Here is a 15842-nt window from a genome sequence, read left to right as displayed (position 1 = left end):
ACTGTTCTACGAGGTTCTGCAACGAAACCTCCTTCTCTTGCTTATTCATGATTCTCTCCTTCCTTCGTTAGGTGAAACATTTCGATATATTCCTCGATCATCTCCTTAAATACGGGCACTTGGGACTCTCGGTCTAACCAAACGAGCGAGCGAGGGAGAGCAGAAGATTCTACCTCTATCTCTACCGAAGGTTCTTTCGCCGGCTCTTCGGCCGGGTAGCGGGTAATCCGAACAATCAGGTCGTCGTTGGTGAACTTTATCGTATGGGTTTTCATCGCTCACCTCCTTTCTCCGAGAACCGGGCCGTAATACCGGCCACTCCCCGATAGGCGTAGGCTGCCAGTGCGAGCGCTGGCAAGGCCAGCAATGGCTCGCCGGTGGCCAGGGTGAGCAACAAGATAAACAACGAAGCGACGAAACGGACGCTTCGCCACATTTCACGGCGGGAGAGTTTGACCTCGAGCTCCCGCTCAAAAAATTTGATTAGGTAATTTTCGAGGGCCGATGTTTTTCGCCCTTCCCTTGCCTGCGATACAGGCATTGCAACTGTTCTTTTCATTTTGCTAGACAATTAAATGAAACAATATGTTGAATGATGACGGGAAGGGAACAAAAAAAGTTCCGCTCCCCGTTGTCTAGCACCTGATACAGGCTGTGGGCGCATTAACGCTCCACACGGGACGGAACTATATGTACAGCCATGGGCATAAAAAATGCCAACGGCAAAGTTGGCGAACCTCGTCGCCTGTATCAAATGCTAGACACTACAAAGATGAGATATTTTTTTGAAACGAGCAAGGAATAAGGCAAAAATAAAGCGGCCCCGCTTTCCCGTTGCTCAACACCTAAATCAGGCTGGGAGGCCATTAAGCTCTCCACACGGGGGTCAGGGTCGTTATGTATGTGAAATAACAGAAAAGCGATTATGCAGAGAAAGCAACGAGTTCCTCTCCCAATCGCCGCACATAGTCGATAATCAGTTTTTCCCTTTCTTGGGAAGGGGTTTTCGTACCACTTATGTAGGCAGCCAGCAGGCTCTGCTGTATCCCCAGGCTACGAGCTATGGCCGACACATTCAACTCGGGGTGTTCCCGGAACAGGCGGGCAACGCCTCTCGGCTCAGGGTCGCTATACTCGAAACTCTCGAGAGAGATGTCCTCGTCCAGCTCTTCCCAGCGTATTCCCATCGCGTCGATACTGTATTTCTCCCGCTGCGAGTCGCTCGCATGAAGGAGCCGAGGATACCACAGCAACGACTGCCATAGGGTTTTCCCTTCAGCCGTGAGAATGTAAATCTTATCATTCTCAAACCATAATTTTTTTACTCCCATATCTTCGCGTTTTATAATGTTTGACAATGAGTATTCGAGATTACTCCCCGAATACTCGTTTCCATTCCAGTTTGAAATTCTCTTTGTTCTCTTCCAATACACTCTCGGCCAGCTTCAAATCTTTCGGTTTCAAACCTTTATTCTCGACAAGTACCACATCGTCCTCAATCACAAACTTTGCAATACCGTCCTGGCTCTGAACATGGATATGGATAGGTTCATGTTCCCTCGAGTAGAAAAAGAATCTAAGACCAAACAAATTCAATATCGTAGGCATATCCTTTTTGTTTAATGACTATGCAAATATAGGATATAAATTTATATCCTGCAAATTTCCGAGCTGTTTTTTTGAGGCATAATCACAAAGGGTGATTCTTATAAAATTCGGTGGACTCTTTCATACGCTTTTCGTCGAAAATATCGGACATGACACCGATAAACTCACGGCCTATGTTATCGGCAATAAACTCGCGCATCTTAAATACCGAAGCATAATACTTCCAGGAGAACCATCGGCGACGCTCTCTTACTTTCTTCCGTCCCTCTTGCCCGGGATATATATTCCCGGGATTTCCCCGCCATACTTCCTTTCCGGTTCCATAGTCCTGCCACAAACCATACTCCAGGAATTGCTGGATAAGAGTCACCTCTATGAAACGGCCGTCGGCCCGCACGGGGAGAGATGTCACCGAATCGAGAAGGGCCCCGGTATCTATAACCCCCATATCGACGATCTTCTCTTTCCAGATATCGATCATCGTCCCGTTAAACCCGCCGACAAATTTGGCCCGTTCTTCAAGAGCTTTTTCTTCAGTTATGTTATTCCCATTCATCGTCGTTGACTCTTAAATCGGTGTATGTACTCACAGATATGTTGAAAAAGGAGCAGGCACAGCCAGAAAAGAAATATTTGTCTATCTCGCTGAATCGGATTTTCTGGTCGATGAAGATACGGTTCTCGGCGAGGCGCGTGCTTTCGAGAATCAGCTTCGACATGAACTGCCGGAAAATTTCCCGTTGCAAGTCGAAGGCCTCCATACGGGCCTTCATATCGTCGATTTTATGCCGCACGGCGAAGAATACCGTTTTTGTCCGAACGGTATGCGGGCTATTGGTCAAATCGGTAGAGCCTGAGGAAATATCACTCACGCACACGAAGGCGGTGGTATTTTGCATGTTGGCGAGAGCTTCCTCGAAGCCTTCGAGGCTACTGACCAGGCAAAAGCGAAAACCATGTGAGTGACATAAGCGCGACAACATTCTTCGGAAACGCAAACGTACACATCACCCAGGGGGAAGTAGAGATGTTAAAAGAGCTCTTGGCTGAAAAGGAAAGAACTATTAAAATTCTGATGGCCGAAAGGAACTTAGATCGAGCCGAGAACGAGCCAAAAATCTGACAAAAGGGCTCTATCAACAGCCCCACAGTGGCTATTTGAGTGAAAAGATGAATAAAAAAAAGATTCGCTACAAAACAAAGATGAAAGCTCAAAAGTCTAAGCATTAGATTTTTGAGCTTTTTCTCTTTTTCCCCCGGGACAAAAACGAGACAGGACAGAAATCAACGTAGCTCATAAAACAGACTAACCGACAAGACACATTATCACAATCAAATTCCCCTACTCTTGATAGAATATCGAGAAAATACTATTCTTTTATGTTGACAACGGTCACACAAACAAATCAAAAACAGCCCTACATTTTAATGCCATGAGAGCGTCCTATCCTTTCCCGAATAAAAATAATGCAACATTCTACCTATTATATTTTATATTATATTTCTTTTTTTGTATTTTTGTAACACAATAAAGATGCTAATATCAAAAACGCACTAATACATAACACAATACACCTGACGTTATTGGGAATATGGAATTCAAGAATAAGAAAACATTATCTTCACTGGTCTATTAACACAATTTTAAATCATAAAAAAAGGTAGTAATGAAAACAAGAATCGCACACTTAGGGATTAGCCTGATGCTTTTGCTTTTGGCTACAGCTTGCTCCAACAATTCAAAAATGTCGAAAGTGCTCGACCAAATACCAGCCGATGTCGATGTGGTTATCGTTGGCGACGTAAAAACCATTATCGAATCGGCCGGGGGTACAGTCGATGGTTCACAAGTAACCCTGCCTTCCTATCTGACCGACGGTCTATCAAACTCCGACATGAACGATATCGACGACCTTAAATCCTTTTTGAAGAATAGTGGCATTGATATCAATGTTTGTGCCTTATGTGGGAACTATTCCGATTGGATTCCAACTCTCGTCTTCACGCTTCAAGATGTCGATAAGTTCAAGAAATCTATCGAAGATGCCGATTTCAGAGAGAAAGATGCCGAGGAGGACATCACCTTCTACTCTAAAATCACTTTCGAAGGATATGACTCAAACCGCTTTAATTGTATAGCCATCAAAGACAACTATGCTTTTTTTGTAGAAGATTGGCAAGAGAGCGACCGCGATGTTTTCAAAAACATGAAACGTTTTATCGATGATGCGAACGAAAAATCGTTTGGAAGCACCGAGTTCAGCAAGTTCATAACTTCGGGCAATGCAGCAGGCGTGGCCTTACGTATTCCTCGCGAACTGCGACAAGAGATCAGAAACTCGGGTATGCCCAACAATCTCGCCGAAATGTATGAAGGAGTAATCTGCCTGAGCGGCAATCTGAGCGACAACGCCTTCGATATCGACATGAAATGGTACACCGAAGATGGGAAGGAGAAAAAAGCCGAAGACTTTGGCAACCTCATGAACTTCTCGGCAACAATCAATCCCCAGGCACTCTCCTATATGAACGAAGACGAATTCCTCATCTATGCCGCAAGCATCAAGGATATGAACTGGGACAACTACATGGAGATGCTCGAAGAGAGCCTTCACCTGTCTCGCTCCGACAAAGCCACGCTGACTATCATCAAATCCTACCTGGAGAGAATCGACGGAACAGTTGCTATCGGTACAGGAGTGACCAACGGTATCGAATCGATTGCCAACCTGTCGAAAGGACAAAACTTCATGAACGAATTTGCCATGACTATGGTATGCGAAACCAAACCGGGCAAAGCAAAAAGTATTGTCAATGACTTCAAAGGACTGCTCGACTCGCAAGAGATTGGATATGAAGATACGGCAGATGGTTTCTCGCTGATTATTCCTGGCGAAAGCGAACCTATCCACGTCGAAGCTAAAGAAGACATGCTCATCTTGTCGAACCACGATATTCACAGCAGCAACAACAATCCTACCGTCGAAAAGGTTAACTTCGCCGACAAGATAGCTGCCATGGCTATCACCCTGGATCGCAACAACCCGCTCATGAAAGACCTGAATGTGGATCAAGACTTGACCATGTCATTCTCGGTTGAGCCCGAATCTATGGAAATGAACTTGAACCTGACTGTCGATGGCGGAGACTCGTCGGTAGGCGTTATCGGGAAAGTGGCCAAAATCATTCTGAATCTTGTTCAACAAAGCGAAAAACTGGAACGGCAATGGAACGAGACCATGTATGGAAACGACTACTATAACGGCTACTACAACGACTACTACGACGACTCGTCTGTTGCAGTAGGAATCGATTCTGTAGCTGTTGTAGAAGATGTCTATTAAACCATCATAAGGTAAACCTGATGATCAAGACTATAACCCTACGAAGCCTCCTCCCCCTTGTTTTCAGGGGGATGGAGGCTTCGGACAGTATCCGGCAGTCACAAGTATGGCTGGCCCCCGACCTCACATTTGAGCGGGGTTGCCGATTGTGCATCCAGGCCGAATCGGGTGGAGGCAAATCGTCGCTCCTCAGCTTCATCTATGGCAACCGCGACGACTATCAGGGCGACATTCTTTTCGACCAGGACAACAGTCGCACTTTCGATGTAGAGCGGTGGTGCCAGCTACGCACCCGTCACATTGCCCTGCTGCCACAAGAGATGCGCATGTTTCCCGAGCTGACCGTCATGCAGAACCTGCAATTGAAAAACAAGCTCACTCACCACAAGACTCAGGAGGAGCTGCTGCAATTGCTCGACCGGCTGGGTATAGCCGACAAGGTGAACCAACGGCTGGGCCTGCTCAGCATAGGCCAGCAGCAACGGGTAGCCATCATACGGACCATATGCCAACCCTTCGACTTCATTCTGCTCGACGAGCCGGTGAGCCATCTCGACCGCAACAACAACTTAATCGTCTCCCACATCATCGACGAGGAGGCTACGGCACAAGGAGCCGGGGTCATCACCACATCGGTGGGGAATCCGCTCCTCCTCGAAAACGCCCGTTTTATTGCATTGTAACATGAAATTCAACTATCAAACCGACGTGTGGAGCCTGCTCCGCCAAAACATTTCCAAGGGCCAGTTAATCGGCTATGCCATCGCCAATATCGTGGGGATCTCGGTAATCCTCATCGGTATATTGTTCTACAACGACAGTCAGCACGGCAATTCTCAGGAAGACCAGTATTTCACCAACGATTTTGTAGTGCTCTCCAAAAAGGTAGAGGGAGTAGGCTTCTCGCCCATCTCGTTCTCCGAAGAGGAGATTGCCGAGTTGCAACAAGAAAAGTGGGTCAAAAAGATTGGCCGATTCACTTCATCACAATTTGCTGTAAGTGGGTCGGTCACCATGGGCGGGAAATCGCTCTCGAGTTACCTCTTTTTCGAGTCGGTCCCCGACGAGTTTTTCGACGTCAAGCCCAAGGACTGGGACTTCTCTCCCGAGAAGAAATTCGTGCCCATCGTTCTGTGTAAAGATTACCTCATGCTCTACAACTTCGGCTTTGCCATTCCCCAGGGACTACCCCAACTGAGCGAAGAAATCATAGGAGCTGTACCCATCACCCTGCGACTGACCGGCGAGGATATGATGCCCGAGTACTTCGAAGCCTCCATTGTAGGCTTTTCGTCGCGACTCAACACCATAGCCGTACCCCAAAGTTTCATGGACTGGGCCAACCAGCACTACTCCAAGGGCGAGAGCACGCCCAATACCTCACGATTGATTGTGCTGGTCGATCGGCTTGCCTCGTCTCAAATGGACCAATACCTCAAGGAACACGACATTGAGATGGCAGGAGACCAATCAAAAACCGGAAACATATCCCATTTCCTGGGCATCGTCTCGGCCGTGGTCACCACCAACGGTGTTGTCATCTGTATCCTGGCCATGTTCATCCTGGTACTGAGCATATTCCTGCTGCTCCAGAAGAGCCGGGAAAAGCTGCGCAACCTCATGTTGCTGGGCTATCATCCCCAATATGTATCGCGCTACTACGAAACCGTGGTGCTGGTAGCCAACGTCGTTATTACCGGACTCTCGCTGGGCATCACCTTCCTGGCCCGCACTTTCTGGTCTAAGGAACTGTTGAATATTGGGTTGGGCAACGCATCGCCTGTTTCCACCCTCTTGTTTGCCCTTTTCTATCTGGTTGTAATCACAGCACTCGACCTGTTTATCATCCGCACCCGGTTGCTGCGTATCTGGCGAAATGCCTAACCGAACTAACGACCTTGCGGTTCACACACGCACCGATATAACATCCGCACCTTGGTCAAACACACCAGGATGCGGATGATTTTTTGAGAGCCATTCATTACTCTCCTGCCGGTCAATACACGTTTTTTTATTCGCCCTGCGAGCAATTCATATTTTCTTCATACCACAATTGTGAAAAAAAATTTCATACACTAAGAAAAATAGACTATTTTTGTTTTTAATATCTATTTACAACAACTATGAAAATGCCTAAAAATCGCGCCATTTACATAGGAGTGTTGGCCTTGGTGTGGGCCTTCGCCTATTTCTATATTTTCAACGCGAAGATAGACGTTAACGGTGACAACTGCCGCTACTATACCTTTGCTACGGCACTGGCTTCGGGACAAGGCTATGTCGATATTTCGGCGCCCAACCCCCAACCCACCAATGTCTTTCCCCCGGGATATCCGTTATTGATGATGCCACTGCGGATCCTCACCGACAGCGTCGTTGCCCAAAAGGTACTCAACGGACTGTTTCTCCTGGGTGGGGCCCTGTTGCTGTTTTTCTTCATGATCAAGCGCAAGCTGCCCGACAGTTTGGCCCTGGTAGGGGCCTGTGCCGCCATCTTGAGCGACCGGGTGCTTCACTTCTCGACCATGATGATGAGCGAAATGTCGTGCTTCTTTGTCTCGGCTGCGGCCATCTATTTGCTCGCGAGCATGAAAGACGAGAAGCCTTTCTATAAAGACTGGGCCTTCTATGGCATGCTGGTGATGGTGCTGCTGTGCTACCACATACGCACCCAGGGAATAGCCCTGTTTGCCGCAGTTATCCTCTTCTTCCTCTGTACCAAAAAGTGGAAAGAGGCATTGGGCACAGTGGTCGGTTTTATCATCGGATGCCTGCCGTGGGTATTACGCAACAAGGCTCTGGGCGTGGGCCAAAGCCGCTATTTCGAATCGATTGCCCAGGTGAATCCGTGGCGTCCCGAAGATGGCTCACTCGACCTGAGCGGCATCATTTCCCGGTTCTTCGACACACTGGGCATGCTGGTATCCAAGGCGCTGCCCAACTCGGTCATTCCCTATTTCAAAGTCAACTATGCGGCCGAAGTTCCCGCCGGATTCCTCCTGTGGGTAGTAGCCATCATACTCGTGGTCCTCATCGTGCGCGGGTTCTGGTCGTTCGGTAAATACCGCTGGGTACTCATCGGTCACACGGTCTTTACTTTCGGCCTCATCTCGATTTTCAGCACTCCCAGCGAAAACCGCTATCTCACGGCCCTTATCCCCTTTCTGAACGTGGGTCTGCTCGTAGGCCTCTACGAAGTGATCGTGTGGGGGCTGCGTAAAGCCGGCTCAAAGATGCAATTCTCGCCCTGGATTCTCGCCCTGCTGCTCCTCACGAGCATAGGCAACATCAAAGAGCTGCATGCCATAAACAAGTTGCCTTTCCCGCCGGCCTACCAAAACTTTTTCAAGATGGGCGCCGTACTCAAAGAGCATGTGTCGCCCGAGACGGTAGTAGCCTCGCGCAAAGGCGAACTGCTCTACATGTATTCGGGAACCCGGGTCACCGGCTACGCCTTCTCGCAAGACGACAAAGCCGTAATACAAAAGATGCTCGACGATGGAGTCGAATATGTCATTCTCGACCAGCTCGGGTACAGTTCGACCTACCGCTACCTCTACCCGGCCATACAGAAAAACGAAGAGCTCTTCGCCTTGGCCTCCTACATACCCAATCCCGACACCTATCTGTTCAGATTTGACCGAGAGGCTGCCCGTAAAAAATTGTCACAAACCAACCCCTAAATCATGAGCGCTACCGACAAGAAACAGAAACAGGCGGTTATCGCCGGAGCCGGCCCTGCAGGACTTACCGGCGCCTATGAACTGCTCAAGCGCACCGATATTCATCCCGTCGTTTTCGAAGAATCGGACGAAATCGGAGGCATCTCCCGAACCGTACGCTACCACGGCAACCGCATGGATATCGGTGGTCACCGATTCTTCTCCAAGAGTGAGCGAGTAACCGACTGGTGGAACGAGATTATGCCCCTGCAAGGTGCCCCCTCGCTCGACGACCGACTGTTGCACACGACCGACAAACCTTTTGCCGCCGGCGGTCCCGACCCCGAGACCTGCGATCGTGTGATGCTGGTGCGCCACCGCATATCGCGCATATTCTATCTGCACAAGTTCTTCGACTACCCCATCTCGCTCAAGCTGAAAACCTTTACCAACATGGGGCTGGTGCGTACCATCGAGGCTGGATGCGGATACATGTGGTCGGTATTCTTCAAAAAGCCCGAGACTTCGCTCGAGAATTTCTATATCAACCGCTTTGGCAAGCCGCTCTACCGCATGTTCTTCGAAGACTATACCGAGAAGGTGTGGGGCGTACACCCCTCGAAACTGGGGGCCGACTGGGGCGCCCAACGGGTAAAGGGTCTTTCGGTATTCGCCATTCTCAAGGATATGCTCAAGAAGAGTTTCTCCAAGAAAGAGAATATCAAAGAGGTGGAGACCTCGCTCATCGAGCAGTTTGTCTATCCCAAACTGGGACCGGGCCAACTGTGGGAGACCGTGGCCGACGAGGTGCGCCAACGTGGAGGCGAGGTAATCACCGAGAGTCCGGTAAAGGAGATTCATATCGAGAACAACCGCGTGACGAGTGTCACCGTCGAGGATGCCCACGGCGAACGCCGCGAAGTCCCCTGCGACTACCTGCTCTCGTCGCTCCCGATTAAAGACCTCATCCAATCCATACGGGGCATCGAGGTTCCCGACGAGGTAAAACGCATCGCCGCCAACCTGCCCTACCGCGACTTCATCACCGTGGGGCTGCTCATGAAAAAGCTCACCATCGACAACCAGACCAAAATCAAGACCTTTGCCAATCGTATTCCCGATACCTGGATCTATATCCAGGAGCGCGACGTGCGCATCGGGCGCCTGCAAGTCTTCAACAACTGGTCGCCCTACCTGGTCAAGGATTATGAGAATACCATGTGGATAGGGCTCGAATACTTCTGCACCGAAGGCGATACCTTCTGGCAGATGAGCGACCAAGCGTTTATCGACATGGCCGTGGGCGAACTGGCCAAAATCGGTATCATCGATCCGGCCGATGTCCTCGACGCGGTACGCATCAAGGTGAAGAAGGCCTACCCCTCCTACTTTGGCACCTACTACGAACTCGACCAGGTGAAAGAGTTCCTCAACGGTATCGAGAACCTGTGGTGTATCGGCCGCAACGGACAGCATCGCTACAACAACATGGACCACTCGATGATGACCGCCATGGTAGCCGTCGATCACATTGCCGCCGGCAACCCCGACAAGAGCGACGTGTGGTCGGTCAATACCGAAGAAGAATATCACGAAAGCAAATGAAGATAACCGACCTGTTCCACAAGCTGTTCTACGGCACTACCGACAAACTGCTCATTCAGTTCGTGCGCTACTTCTTTGTCGGCGGGTTTGCCTTCGTCGTTGATTTCGGGCTGCTCTACATCCTCACCGAGTATGCAGGGCTGCACTACCTGCTCTCGGCCACCCTCTCGTTTATCGCCGGGCTGCTGGTCAACTACATCATCAGTTGCCTGTGGGTATTCAGCAACTCAAAGTTCAAAAGCCGCATTGTCGAGTTTCTCTTCTTTGCCGCCATAGGGGTTGTGGGACTGGTACTCAACGATTTCCTTATCTGGCTCTTTACCGACTGCATCGGCACCCACTACATGTTCTCCAAAATCGTAGCGGCCGCCGTGGTCTATCTGTGGAATTTCTTCGCTCGCAAATACCTGGTATTTCGGTAATCTTTATCTGGTTCATTACAAGCCCCTTCGGGGAGGTACGAAGCAACTCTCCAGTCACAACACGATGGGTTTTGTCTTTCAATGTAAAATTCAAGGAATAGAAGTATAAAACAAACGAAGGGTGCCGCCCGATGGGGTGGCACCCTTCGCATAAAACCAATGAAGATATTTCTTTACTTGTTGATCAAGAACCAGGCATCGGTAAATTGCGGATAGCGGGCCTGCAAGGCTTCACGAGCCTGAACGGCAGCCGGACGGTTGTCGAACGAGCAAGCTACCACACGGTACCAACCGGCAGCGTTCTGAGCCAATATGGCGGGATAGCCATCCTTGCGCAGACGTTCGCAAAGGCTTTGAGCATTGAGACGTTGACGGAAACTGCCCACGATTACATTAAACTCCTTGAGCAAAGCATCGTTGCCATCGACAGCACTGATGCGCTCGCTCTGCTCACGCACGGTAGTCGAGGTCGAGGGTGTAGTGGTTGTCGAGGGAGTCGTTACCACGGTCTCGGCCGGTGCAGGTGCAGGTTCTTCTATCTTTTTCTCCTGGGCCTTTTCATAAGCAGCCCGGTAGGCGCTTTGGCTCGACTTACACGAAGCCATGCTGCCTATCAACAAAAGGGATAAACCCCAAATCCAATTTTTTCTCATAGGACTTTTATATAAGTTGTTTTAAGTATTTGTTCTATTTTTTCGATTTTACTTCGCGTTGCGAAGATAATGCAAAAGTAACAAATAACCGCATCGGCTGTCTCATTCTTGTGAATTAAAAAAGATATTTTATACCTCGGGTAAGTGACTTCACGCAAACATAACCGGGCCGTTACTACAACATTCCTTTGGTCGAGGGTAACGTGTGGTCGGTGATATCGCGCTTGATCGCCATTCTCAACGCCCGGGCAAAGGCTTTGAAGATGGCCTCGATTTTGTGATGCTCGTTGGCTCCCTCGGCCTCGACGTGGAGATTTATGCGGGCTGCGTCGCTAAGCGATTTGAAGAAGTGGAAAAACATCTCGGTGGGCACGTCGCCTATCTTCTCGCGATGGAAATCGGCCTTCCATACCAGCCACGGCCTACCCCCCAAGTCGAGAGAGACCCGGCACAGGGCATCGTCCATGGGCAATGAGAAACCATAGCGGGCAATGCCCCGCTTGTCGCCCAGCGCTCGGCCCAAGGCCTCGCCCAGCACGAGAGCGGTATCCTCGATGGTGTGATGCTCATCGACCCACAAGTCGCCATCGACGGTCACGGCCAGGTCGATGCCGGCATGCCGCCCCAGCTGGTCGAGCATGTGGTCGAAGAAGCCGAGGCCGGTGTGAATATCGGTACGGCCCGTACCGTCGAGGTTGAGCGAGAGGCGTATGTCGGTCTCGGCCGTGTGACGCTCGAGCGACACACGCCGGGTCGCACTGCATACGATTTGGGCTACCTTCCACCAGTCGTCGGTCACGGCTTCGCACACGCCGGCCAGTCCGGTAGCCTCCACCTCGGCCATGCCCTGCTCGGCCGGGGCAAAATAGATGGCCCGGCACCCCAAGTTGGCCGCCAGTTGCACATCGGTGAGGCGGTCGCCTATGACAAAGGAGTGGGCCAGATCGTATTCGCCCGTGGTATAGCGGGCAAGCATGGCCGTACCCGGTTTGCGGGTAGGCCGGTTCTCTTCGGGAAAGGAGGTGTCGATACAGACCTGATCAAAGCAGATACCCTCATTCTCCAGTGCTCGAACAATCTTCTGTTGAACCGGCCAAAAGGTCTCGGCCGGAAAGGCGGGAGTCCCCATGCCATCCTGATTGGTCACCATCACCCACTCGCAGTCGAGCCGTGCAGCCACATAGGCCAGACTCTGGAATACCCGTGGGCGAAACTCCAGTTTCTCCAGGGAATCGATTTGATAATCGATAGGCGGTTCCACCACCAGCGTACCGTCACGATCGATAAAAAGAACTCGTTTCATCTCATTTGTTTTTTACAGATAACGGCGCATGGCCTCCAACAATACATTCATCTCATCGGCAGTCCCGATAGTGATGCGCAAACAGTTGCCGCACAGCGTCACCGTCGAACGGTTGCGCACCACAATGCCCTCGGCCACCAGCCGGTCGTAGAGCAGCTCGGCCTCATCGACCCGCACCAACACAAAGTTGGCGTCGCTGGGATAGACTTGCCGCACCGAAGGCAACGCGGCCAGTTGCTCGACAAAGCGACTCCGCACGGCCAGCGTATCGGCCACCCAACGGCGCACCTCATCGGCCCGGTCGAGCATAGCCAGGGCATAGCGCTGCACCGGCTCACCAATGTTGTAGGGATACTTCACCTTGTTGAAGTATCCGATAATCAACGGCAAGGCAAACGCCATGCCCAACCGCACCCCGGCACTGCCCCATGCCTTGGAAAAGGTTTGCAGTACTACCAGATTGGGGAACTCGCACAGCCGCCCGAGCCAAGAGGGTTGCGACGAAAAGTCGATATAGGCCTCATCGACCACCACGATGCCATCGAACCCGTTTATGAGTCGCTCGATATCGGCCGCGGGAAAGGCATTGCCCGTGGGATTATTGGGCGAACAGAGAAAAAGGAGCCGGCTGTCAGCATCGGCCGCCTGCAGAATAGCCTCGACCGGGAGCGAGAAGTCGGCATTGAGCGTAACCTCGCGATAGGCCACATCGTTAATCTCGGCACACACCCGATACATGCCGTAGGTAGGCGCTATCGACACGGCATTGTGCTTGCCGGGTTGGCAAAAGATGCGATAGAGCAGGTCTATCGCCTCGTCGCTACCCACCCCGAGAAATATCTGCTCGGGAGCTACGCCCCGCTGCCCGGCCAATCGCTGTTTCAAGGCACTCTGCAAGGGGTCGGGGTAACGGTTGTAGGGGGTGTTGAAGGGGCTCTCGTTGGCATCGAGCCATACCGAAGCCACGCCCGAAAACTCGTTGCGGGCCGAGGAGTAGGGTTTCAACCGCCTGATGTTGGGGCGCACCCACGCTTCTATGGAATCACACGTTTTTCTCATCGTTGTCTCTATTATCCAGGTTTTGCAAACGCACAGCTACGGCCCGTCGGTGAGCCTCGAGCTGCTCGGCGGCAGCCATAGTCTCAATCACGGGGCCAAGCCGTTCCAGCCCCTCTGGCGAGATGTGCTGGAAAGTAATCTTGCGGGTGAAGCTGTCGAGATTAACCCCGCTGTATGCCCGGGCATATCCGCTCGTAGGCAGCGTGTGGTTGGTACCCGAGGCATAATCGCCGGCACTCTCGGGGGTATAATAGCCCAGGAATACCGAACCGGCATTGACCACCCCGCCGGCCCACGCCTCGGCATCGGCCCGATGCACAATCAGGTGCTCGGGAGCATAGGCATTGACCAGGTCGAGTTGCTCGTCGGCCTCGAGCACCACGATAGCACTGTGGGCAAGCGACCGCTCTATCCATTCGAGTCGGGGCAAGCGAGAGGCCTGTCGTTCGATTTCGGCCGGCAAAGCGAGAGCCAGGTCGAGGCAATCGGTCACCAGCAGCGACTGGCTGTCGGCCCCATGCTCGGCCTGCGAGAGGAAGTCGGCCGCCAGGAAACGGAGGTCGGCACCGGCATCGGCCACAATCATCACCTCCGAAGGCCCTGCCGGCATATCGATAGCCACCCCGCAGGTCTGCACCTGCTGTTTGGCTGCCATCACGTAGCGGTTACCCGGCCCGAAAATCTTTCCTACCCGAGGCACGCTCGCCGTACCGAAAGCCATCGCCCCGACGGCCTGCACACCCCCCAACTTGAAGATGCGTGTCACCCCCGTCTCACGGGCTGCATACAGAATGGCTGGCGCAATCGCCCCCGTTTTGTCGGGAGGAGTACACATCACCACCTCGCGACACCCGGCCAACCGGGCCGGAATGGCCAGCATCAGCACCGTCGAGAAGAGAGGCGCCGTGCCCCCCGGTACATAGAGCCCTACCCGCTCGATGCCTACGGCCTTCTGCCAGCACCACACCCCGGGCGTGGTCTCGATGCGCCGCATGGCCTGGGCCTGCGAAGCGTGAAACTTGCCTATGTTCTCGATGGCCTGCCCGATGGCGGCCTTCAAGTCGTGAGGCACGGCAGCGGCGGCCGCCTCGATTTCGGCCGGAGTCACCTGCAAGCGATCCAATGCTACCCCGTCGAACTGCTGTTCATAACGTTTCAACGCCACATCACCGTCGCGCTGCACCGACTCCAAAATGTCGGCGACCGTCTCCTTCAAATCGTCCATATCGACCCGAGGCCGGGAGAGAATCGTCGCCCATTCGTCGCGACGCGGATATGGATATACCTTTACCTTCATCTTACAAAATCATTTTTTCAATATCGAGTACGACGATGCCCTCGGCACCGGCCGACTTCAATCGGTTGATTATCTCCCAAAAACGTCTCTCGTCGAGTACCGTGTGCACCGAGCACCAGGAAGGGTCGGCCAACGGCATGACCGTGGGGCTCTTGATACCCGGCAGCACGGCGAGCACATCGTCGAGCTTGGCCTGTGGCACATTCATGAGAATGTATTTCTTGTCGTCGGCCGCCTGCACCGACTCGAAACGGAAGAGAAGTTCGTCGAGCAGCTCCTGCTTCTCGGCCGACAACATGTCGGTACCGATGAGTACCGCCTCCGACTCGACCACCTGCTCGACCTCCTTCAACCGGTTGCTCACCAGCGTGCTGCCCGAACTCACAATATCGAATATGGCATCGGCCAACCGTATGCCGGGAGCTATCTCGACCGAGCCGGTGATGACATGAATATCGGCCTCGATGCCATTGCGATGGAGAAAATCGGAAAGGATACCGGGATAGGAGGTGGCTATCTTGCGCCCCGCAAACCACCCGATACCCGGGTAGTCGATATCCTGCGGTATGGCCAGCGAGAGACGGCAACGACCGAAACCCAACTTCTTGAGCACACCCACGGGGCAATGCTTCTCCAGCACCTCGTTCAACCCCACGATGCCCACATCGGCGACTCCCGAGGCAACCGACTCGGGTATATCGTCGTCGCGCAAAAACAGCACCTCGACGGGGAAATTCCGGGCCGGGACCAGCAGGGTGCGTTTCCCGCCCGGCAACTTGATTCCGGACTCTTCCAGCAGGGCTATCGACTCGTCATAGAGGCGGCCCTTCGATTGAATGGCAATTCTCAACATAACTACTTCTCCTTTTTATCGGTCTTACGAAATAAA

17 protein-coding genes are annotated in these 15842 nt (G+C 52.1%); 6 read left to right on the top strand and 11 right to left on the bottom strand.

The genetic code is table 11. The annotated features are described in order from the left end of the window. Nucleotides 1–41 precede the first annotated feature (41 nt). The 6 genes from B5G10_RS10135 to B5G10_RS10110 form a co-directional block, all read right to left on the bottom strand. Entirely contained in the window at nt 42–275 is a 234-nt protein-coding gene (locus tag B5G10_RS10135) for a hypothetical protein (protein ID WP_087424611.1), read from the bottom strand. Further along, nucleotides 272–559 (bottom strand): hypothetical protein, encoded by a 288-nt coding sequence (locus tag B5G10_RS10130; protein ID WP_087424610.1) that lies wholly within the window; start codon nt 557–559, stop codon nt 272–274. Before B5G10_RS10130 ends, B5G10_RS10135 begins: the two co-directional genes overlap by 4 nt. Before the next feature lie 364 nt (nt 560–923). After that, on the bottom strand, nt 924–1331 hold the full coding sequence (locus B5G10_RS10125; protein ID WP_087424616.1) for a DUF2442 domain-containing protein: 408 nt from the start codon (nt 1329–1331) through the stop codon (nt 924–926). A gap of 40 nt (nt 1332–1371) precedes the next feature. Further along, nucleotides 1372–1608 (bottom strand): DUF4160 domain-containing protein, encoded by a 237-nt coding sequence (locus B5G10_RS10120; RefSeq protein ID WP_087424609.1) that lies wholly within the window; start codon nt 1606–1608, stop codon nt 1372–1374. A gap of 82 nt (nt 1609–1690) precedes the next feature. Beyond that, nucleotides 1691–2164, bottom strand: coding sequence for a hypothetical protein (locus tag B5G10_RS10115; protein ID WP_087424608.1), 474 nt, complete (start codon nt 2162–2164; stop codon nt 1691–1693). Further along, complete coding sequence (locus B5G10_RS10110; protein ID WP_206396568.1) at nt 2151–2507, bottom strand: hypothetical protein; 357 nt, start codon at nt 2505–2507, stop codon at nt 2151–2153. The genes B5G10_RS10115 and B5G10_RS10110 overlap by 14 nt, the downstream gene beginning before the upstream one ends. Nucleotides 2508–3275: 768 nt before the next feature. On the opposite strand from B5G10_RS10110, the gene B5G10_RS10105 reads away from it, so the two are divergent. The 6 genes from B5G10_RS10105 (at nt 3276) to B5G10_RS10080 (ending at nt 10641) form a co-directional block, all read left to right on the top strand. Continuing rightward, entirely contained in the window at nt 3276–4952 is a 1677-nt protein-coding gene (locus B5G10_RS10105) for a hypothetical protein (RefSeq protein ID WP_143241122.1), read from the top strand. Between the two features lie 20 nt (nt 4953–4972). Next, nucleotides 4973–5635: an ATP-binding cassette domain-containing protein gene (locus tag B5G10_RS10100; RefSeq protein ID WP_343285893.1), complete on the top strand. Its 663-nt coding sequence runs from the start codon at nt 4973–4975 to the stop codon at nt 5633–5635. A gap of 1 nt (nt 5636) precedes the next feature. Further along, the gene (locus tag B5G10_RS10095; RefSeq protein WP_087424605.1) at nt 5637–6836 is read left to right on the top strand and encodes a hypothetical protein; all 1200 of its coding nucleotides are present in this window, start codon (nt 5637–5639) and stop codon (nt 6834–6836) included. Between the two features lie 245 nt (nt 6837–7081). After that, nucleotides 7082–8635 carry a hypothetical protein gene (locus B5G10_RS10090; protein ID WP_143241121.1) on the top strand — a complete coding sequence of 518 codons (1554 nt, stop codon included), beginning with the start codon at nt 7082–7084 and terminating at the stop codon, nt 8633–8635. A 3-nt stretch (nt 8636–8638) separates the two neighbouring features. Next, nucleotides 8639–10219 (top strand): NAD(P)/FAD-dependent oxidoreductase, encoded by a 1581-nt coding sequence (locus B5G10_RS10085; RefSeq protein WP_087424603.1) that lies wholly within the window; start codon nt 8639–8641, stop codon nt 10217–10219. After that, complete coding sequence (locus B5G10_RS10080) at nt 10216–10641, top strand: GtrA family protein (protein ID WP_087424602.1); 426 nt, start codon at nt 10216–10218, stop codon at nt 10639–10641. The genes B5G10_RS10085 and B5G10_RS10080 overlap by 4 nt, the downstream gene beginning before the upstream one ends. Before the next feature lie 173 nt (nt 10642–10814). On the opposite strand, the gene B5G10_RS10075 is transcribed toward B5G10_RS10080, so the two are convergent. From B5G10_RS10075 to hisG, 5 genes are all read right to left on the bottom strand, one after another. Next, nucleotides 10815–11294, bottom strand: a complete 480-nt coding sequence (locus tag B5G10_RS10075; RefSeq protein ID WP_087424601.1) for an SPOR domain-containing protein — start codon at nt 11292–11294, stop codon at nt 10815–10817. A gap of 175 nt (nt 11295–11469) precedes the next feature. Next, the gene (gene hisB / locus B5G10_RS10070) at nt 11470–12597 is read right to left on the bottom strand and encodes a bifunctional histidinol-phosphatase/imidazoleglycerol-phosphate dehydratase HisB (RefSeq protein WP_087424600.1); all 1128 of its coding nucleotides are present in this window, start codon (nt 12595–12597) and stop codon (nt 11470–11472) included. Nucleotides 12598–12609: 12 nt separating this feature from the next. Next, nucleotides 12610–13656 (bottom strand): histidinol-phosphate transaminase, encoded by a 1047-nt coding sequence (gene hisC, locus B5G10_RS10065; RefSeq protein WP_087424599.1) that lies wholly within the window; start codon nt 13654–13656, stop codon nt 12610–12612. Then, nucleotides 13640–14953 carry a histidinol dehydrogenase gene (hisD, locus tag B5G10_RS10060; protein ID WP_087424598.1) on the bottom strand — a complete coding sequence of 438 codons (1314 nt, stop codon included), beginning with the start codon at nt 14951–14953 and terminating at the stop codon, nt 13640–13642. The genes hisC and hisD overlap by 17 nt, the downstream gene beginning before the upstream one ends. Nucleotide 14954: 1 nt before the next feature. Then, nucleotides 14955–15806 (bottom strand): ATP phosphoribosyltransferase, encoded by an 852-nt coding sequence (hisG, locus tag B5G10_RS10055; RefSeq protein WP_087424597.1) that lies wholly within the window; start codon nt 15804–15806, stop codon nt 14955–14957. Between the last annotated feature and the right edge of the window lie 36 nt (nt 15807–15842).

Source organism: Barnesiella sp. An55, assembly GCF_002161555.1.
Classification (GTDB): domain Bacteria; phylum Bacteroidota; class Bacteroidia; order Bacteroidales; family Barnesiellaceae; genus Barnesiella; species Barnesiella merdipullorum.
This window is presented reverse-complemented; position numbering and strand designations above follow the sequence as displayed.